Below are 923 nucleotides of genomic sequence, written 5' to 3' on the forward strand. Positions count from 1 at the left end.
AAGATACAGTTGCCCGTTTAGGGGGGGATGAATTTACCNTTCTGCTTAACGATATATCCGATATCGATAAAATATCTGCCATTGCTCAAACGATCCTGGACACTCTTAAGGAACCAGTTAGGTTGGGTAAACATGAGGTGATTGTATCAACAAGTATCGGCATTACCTTAGCACCAACAGACAGCATCAATAGCGAAACGCTCATGAAGAACGCCGACCTTGCCTTATATATGGCTAAAGAGAACGGTCGAGATGGCTACCACTTCTTTACTGAAGCCTTAAACCTCCGCGCAAACAAGCTTCTGGAAATTGAAAATGAATTACGTGAAGCAATTAAAAATAACGACTTTTACCTAAACTATCAGCCTCAAATTAATCTGAAGACGGGTGAAATATCTAGCGTTGAAGCTCTGATACGCTGGGAGCATGCGACGAAGGGAGACATTTCCCCTGCTGACTTTATTCCCGTAGCCGAAGAGACCGGCTTGATCGTACAAATTGGTGAATGGGTGCTGAGAAACGCATGTAAAGAAATCATGCAATTAAATGCCCTAACTGGTCGCTCATTGAGAGTTGCAGTTAACTTATCGCCACGCCAGTTTGATGACCCGGAACTGGTAAATGTTGTTTCAAGCGCCCTCGAGCATTCAGGCCTCGCCGCAGAAAACCTGGAAATAGAAGTAACCGAAAGTATGCTAATGAATGACATTGATGCTGTCATAGCTCAACTCAATAGCATCAAATCTACTGGTTCCACTATTACCATCGATGACTTTGGTTCAGGCTACTCCTCTTTAAGTTATTTAAAGAGCCTACCTGTAGATATTCTGAAAATTGACCAGTCATTTGTTTACGATATTCCTGATGACCTCAATGCCATGGAAATCGCGTCTGCGGTCATTGCCGTTGCACATAAACTTAAC

At 43.0% G+C, this 923-nt stretch carries 1 protein-coding gene; it reads left to right on the top strand.

The genetic code is table 11. The features are described from left to right. On the top strand, nt 1-923 hold a 923-nt coding region (locus A3756_RS24870; protein WP_156490753.1), incomplete at both ends, for a bifunctional diguanylate cyclase/phosphodiesterase.

It is taken from the genome of Oleiphilus sp. HI0086 (assembly GCF_001635225.1).